This is a genomic window from Nostoc sp. (assembly GCF_036919495.1).
In the GTDB taxonomy this organism is placed as follows: domain Bacteria; phylum Cyanobacteriota; class Cyanobacteriia; order Cyanobacteriales; family Nostocaceae; genus Nostoc.
Genome location: NZ_JBALBZ010000022.1, coordinates 1 through 5210, shown reverse-complemented (window position 1 = coordinate 5210; position 5210 = coordinate 1). Strand labels below are relative to the sequence as shown.

Annotated in this window: 5 protein-coding genes; 2 read left to right on the top strand and 3 right to left on the bottom strand. The window is 41.7% G+C overall.

The window, feature by feature from the left end; translation table 11 throughout:
* The first annotated feature begins 66 nt into the window (after window positions 1-66).
* Both V7K25_RS02360 and V7K25_RS02355 read left to right on the top strand, forming a co-directional pair.
* Window positions 67-261, top strand: coding sequence for a type II toxin-antitoxin system HicB family antitoxin (locus V7K25_RS02360; RefSeq protein WP_442948051.1), 195 nt, complete (start codon window positions 67-69; stop codon window positions 259-261).
* Between the two features lie 32 nt (window positions 262-293).
* Window positions 294-410 carry a hypothetical protein gene (locus V7K25_RS02355; protein WP_442948050.1) on the top strand — a complete coding sequence of 39 codons (117 nt, stop codon included), beginning with the start codon at window positions 294-296 and terminating at the stop codon, window positions 408-410.
* A 76-nt stretch (window positions 411-486) separates the two neighbouring features.
* On the opposite strand, the gene V7K25_RS02350 is transcribed toward V7K25_RS02355, so the two are convergent.
* From V7K25_RS02350 to glyS, 3 genes are all read right to left on the bottom strand, one after another.
* Window positions 487-900, bottom strand: a complete 414-nt coding sequence (locus V7K25_RS02350; RefSeq protein ID WP_335154718.1) for a PAN domain-containing protein — start codon at window positions 898-900, stop codon at window positions 487-489.
* 226 nt (window positions 901-1126) lie between these two features.
* Window positions 1127-2617 carry a UDP-N-acetylmuramoyl-L-alanine--D-glutamate ligase gene (gene murD / locus V7K25_RS02345; protein ID WP_335154716.1) on the bottom strand — a complete coding sequence of 497 codons (1491 nt, stop codon included), beginning with the start codon at window positions 2615-2617 and terminating at the stop codon, window positions 1127-1129.
* Window positions 2618-2701: 84 nt separating this feature from the next.
* The gene (glyS, locus tag V7K25_RS02340; protein WP_335154714.1) at window positions 2702-4852 is read right to left on the bottom strand and encodes a glycine--tRNA ligase subunit beta; all 2151 of its coding nucleotides are present in this window, start codon (window positions 4850-4852) and stop codon (window positions 2702-2704) included.
* Window positions 4853-5210: the final 358 nt, after the last annotated feature.

The following is a 5210-nucleotide window of genomic DNA, read 5'->3' as shown; positions in this document are numbered from 1 at the left end:
GCCAAAACTGCTGCAAGAAGTCACTTACGATTTCTCCAAATTGATTAATTTTTATCGCTTTTTAATGTGAAGAAATATTTCGCCAACAGTGTCTTAGAAGAAGTCAAGCAGATGATTGCAGAAGCTATTGAATTTCATCTAGAGGGAATGCTAGAAGATGGTCTACCTATTCCTCAACCTACAAGCATCGCTTATGAGGTTGAAGTTGCAAATATAAGGAGAACAGCAATGCATTACGTAGTGGTGATTGAAGTTGTGTAACTACAGGTGCAACCTTAGAAGAAGTAAAGCAGATGATTGCAGAAGCTATTGAATTTCATCTAGAAGGAATGTTAGAAGATGGTTTACCTATTCCTAAACCTACAAGCATCGCTCATGAGGTTGAAGTTGCAAACTACATCAAAACATAATTATCGGAAATCACGAAATTAGCCCTAAACAATCCTTCTAGTACAGATTGGCAAAAATTCGCACCGCACTTTTAACTTACAATTTCACACCGGATACACAGCAGCTATTTGGTGTTGATGCTGGTGCTACAGTTTTTAAATAACAAATAGCATTAGCACCTTGTACTCCTGGTCGAACATAGGTATAAGCACTACACCTGTTATCATCAATACAAAACTTTTGGCAATCTGAAGCGGCTGCTGAGGTCACAAAAGATGTGTAATCGCTACCTCCTCTATCTCTACCAAATTCAGCCGTTACAACATAACGTGGAATAGTGGTTGAGATTGGAGCCACTTGAGCTGTGGCAGGTTGAGCCAATGGTATCAAGTTTACAGCCGTACTAAAACCTAAAATTAGAAAAAGTGCCAACCCAAAAAATATAATATTTCTTGGGAAAACAAAATTTTTCTTTGCATATTGCCAAGCTGTGACCATTTTGAATTTCATAAATCTCTCCTGGCTGCACAGTATTATTATTCAGATGTGTATAATACAGTTATTTGCTATAAAATACCCAAATTGTTAATAATTTTACATAATAAATTCACTGTGTAGCTGTGAGTCACACAGTGAATTAAGGCGTTACATAACTGCGGGATGAATTGGCGGTTGAAACCATTGAAAATTCGTTAGAAATTGTGCAAAATCATCCCCTAATTCAGCAACGCCTGAATTAATTAGCTAGAGGAGATGAAAGAATCGAATTATATTGAAGCTTCTCTGCTTCCGCCCAAGCAAGGCACAACTGACGAAAACGATCGCCCCGAACCTCAAAATTCGGGTACTGGTCGAAACTCGCACAAGCCGGAGATAGCAACACCACAGGCGCTTCATACTCTTTAGCTAATTCCGCCGCTTTCGGAACTGCCCTTTCCATAGTTTCCACAATATGGTAAGAATAATACCCCACCTCTTGGAGACGTTGGGCAAATGTGGATGCAGCAGAGCCAATCAATAACACAGCAGCAGCTTTGGTTTGAATTTGTGCTAACCAGCCAGTATCATCACCTGCTTTAGCTTCTCCACCAGCAATTAAAATCGCTGGACTTTTTACAGATGCTAAACCAACTTCGGCAGCATCATAGTTAGTAGCTTTGCTGTCGTTAATAAAATCAATACCTTCCCAAGTGCAGATATGCTCCAAACGATGAGCAACACCGGGGAATTCAACAATAGCATGTGCGATCGCATCACGATTAATTCCCGCTAATCGTGCCGTTGCTACTGCCATCAAGAGATTTTGCTGGTTATGTTCTCCCTCCATCCGCAAAGTAGATACTTTCACAATCGGTTCTGGTGCAGAGGTTGCAGTCAATTTTTCCACAACCCAGTCGTCCTCGATGTAAAAGCCTTTTTCGCTAATCAGGAAATCTTTGCCTTTGACACTTGTCCAATAGGCATCAGGCCAAGCACTTAAACCTTTTTGCCTCAAGTAGGCATCATCGCCATTGAATACTTGCAACTCGGACTGACGCAACAGCTTGGCTTTGATGTTGTAATAGTTCTCTAAAGTCTTATGGCGACTTAGATGATCCGGTGTGAAAGTCGTCCAAACACCGATACGTGGTGCAAGACAACTCGAAGACTCTACTTGATAGCTGCTAATTTCCGCAATCACCCAGTCGAGTGAGGAGTTAGGAGTTAAGAGTGAGGAATTATCAAATGCTCCCCCTGCTCCCTGCTTCCTGCTCCCTGATCCTCTCCCCTTCCAAGATAGGGCAACATCACAAGCGGCGTAGCCAATATTACCGCAGGCGGGTGCATTTAAGCCTGCTGCTTGAAAAATGGCAGCAATTAAAGCTGTGGTAGTAGTTTTACCGTTAGTACCTGTAATTCCTACCCAAGGTAGCAATTGCAAATTTCGCCAAGCGAGTTCTATTTCTCCAATGGTTTCAATACCTAATTGGCGTGCCTTGATTAACACAGGAATATCCCAAGGTACGCCAGGACTAACGACTATTAATTCGGGTAAATTAGCACCATTCAATTCTAGGGATTGGCCTAGTTTCACGGTTATTTGTTCGGCAGCGAGTTCTTGTTGTTGTTGTAGGAGGGTTTCGGAGGTGTTGCTATCACCTAGCTCTACCTCCCAACCTTCCCGTTTCAACAATCTCGCCGCAGCAACACCGGACTTTCCCAATCCAATTACAGTAGCTCTGGACATAGATTGCAGCAGAGTGTCCCTGGTTAAGCAATCCCTATAGTAGCGTTTATTGGCAAAAATTACACAAGTTTTTGTTGACCTACGCTACAGATTTTTGACGATCGCCCCAAAGTCAGCTAAAACACGGGCATGATTGCGAACTAATCCCAGTAAGTGCAATCGATTACGTTTAATTTCTGGATCGGAGTCCATAACTAATACGCTATCTGGGCCATCAAAGAAATTACTAACTGTCGGAGCAATTTTTCCTAGTGCTGCTAATAACAATTGATAATTTCGTGTCTGCTGTGCTGCTTGAGTTTGCGGTACTGAATCGATTAAGGCTTTATACAAAGCTTCTTCAGAAGGCTTTTGAAATAATTCTGTACGAACTACGGTTGTTGGTTCTAGCTGTTTTGTATCCAAATCACCTTGAGCGGCTAATCGTGTGGAACGGTTAACGGTTTCGTAGATGTTATCTAAGCTACTGTCGTTGCGGATTTTTTGTAAGTATAAGGCGCGATCGCGTACATCCAATAAATCTTTTAACGCCCGTTCTGTGTATTCTGGATCATTTTCTCCCAAAACTGCATTTACCAAGTCGTAATCAATCTTTTCTTCTTGTAGTAAAGTGCGGATGCGTTGTAAGAAAAAATCTTGTAACGCTGCGGTTAATGATGCCTGCTCTTTGTGATATTTCGCTGCAAAGTCTGTGGATATTTGTGCCAATAAATCATCTAAATTTATTGGCAAATTATAAAACCAAGTAATTTTAACTACAGCATTAGCCGCACGGCGCAAGGCGAAGGGATCGGAGGAACCAGAGGGAATTAAACCTAAACCAAAGATACTTACTAAAGTATCTAATCTATCTGCCAAACCGACAATTTGACCTGTGAGTGTTTCGGGAAAATTATCACCGGCTCCTGTTGGCAAATAATGTTGATAAATTGCCTTTGCTACTTCGGCATCTTCGCCACTGGACAAGGCATACTTTTCTCCTATTATCCCTTGCAATTCGGGGAATTCATACACCATTTGAGTAACCAAATCTGCTTTACATAATAAAGCAGCACGTTGGATTTTTTGGCTTTGATTTTGGGCTAATTCTAATTGGGTGCTTATTCGCTCGGCAACTTTGACTACTCTATCTACTTTGGTACGCACCGAACCCAATTCTTCTTGGAAAGTAACTTTTTCTAACTGGGGTAAAAAGCTTTCTAACGGCTTCGTTAAATCAGCTTCGTAGAAAAATCTGCCATCAGCTAATCTGGCACGAATTACCCTTTCATTCCCTACAGCAACAATATCTGATTTCTTGGGATCAGCGTTAGAAATGGTGATGAAATTGGGCAATAATTCTTGCTGATAACTACCTGGTTTGAATACAGGGAAATAACGCTGATGAGTAACCATGACTTCAGTAATTACCTCAGTTGGTAATTCCAAAAATTCTGGTTCAAATTTACCGACAACTGCGGAAGGATGTTCTACAAGGTTAGTTACTTCCTCTAACAAATCGGGGTAAATTACTGTATACCCGCCTAAATTCTCTGCTACTGCCTTTACTTGTTCTTTGATAATATTTGCCCGTTCTTCTGGGTCAACGGTGACATAAGCAGACTTGAGGGCGGTAAGATAATCACTAGCTTGAGCAATTGTCACAGGTTCAGGATGTAAAACCCGATGACCTTGAGAAATGCGATCGCTCTGAATCGTTTTAGAACCATTCACTAATTCTAAAGGCAGCACCGTCTCGTCTAACAAAGCTACCAGCCAACGAATTGGTCGGGAAAACCTCGCATCTCCATTTCCCCAACGCATTAACCGTTTACCTTCTAAACCCCAAATCCATTGGGGAATAAGTTCTGTCAAAATTTCCGCCACAGGACGACCGGGGATTTGTTTTTGTACAAAAACAAATTCTCCTTTGTCAGTGGGGCGGAGAAACAGCGCATCCATTTCTACGCCTTGCTTTTTGGCAAAGCCGATAGCAGCAGCAGTAGGCTGACCATTTTTAAAGGCGGCTTGGGCGGGGGGCCCTTTAATTTCTTCTTCTCGGTCTGGTTGCTGGGATGGTAGACCTTTAATCACTACCGCCAGACGCCGGGGAGTACCGTACACCTGGACACTTTCACCCTTGAGGCTGTTTGCTTCCAAGCTTTGGGGAATGCGCTCCTGCCATTGCACTAAAGCATCACTGAGAAAACTTGCAGGTAGTTCTTCTGTACCAACTTCTAATAGAAACGCAGGCATATAACACTGTTTTCAACTTTGCGTAGCTCAACTTTATCAGTTATTCTCAAGCGATCGCTCGTGATTTTTAGGTAACTACTACCGCAAAGCGGAAGTCAAAAGTCAATCTTGAGCAAGTGTGCCCTTACGATGCCGACTTGTTCAGCAACAGGCTCTCAAAAATCACATATAATTGTATTCTAAACTCTTGTGCCATTTCAATTAAACAGACAACAAGTCACTCCAAAAGCTTGTTAAAATTAGGCAACCTATCGGTATATTATACAGCAATTCTCATTTTGAAATAAATAGAGCATTAACCCCCATTTTGAAATTAAAAATGTAGTACAAAATAACTAGTTTTTTCGGAAGAGGCGTA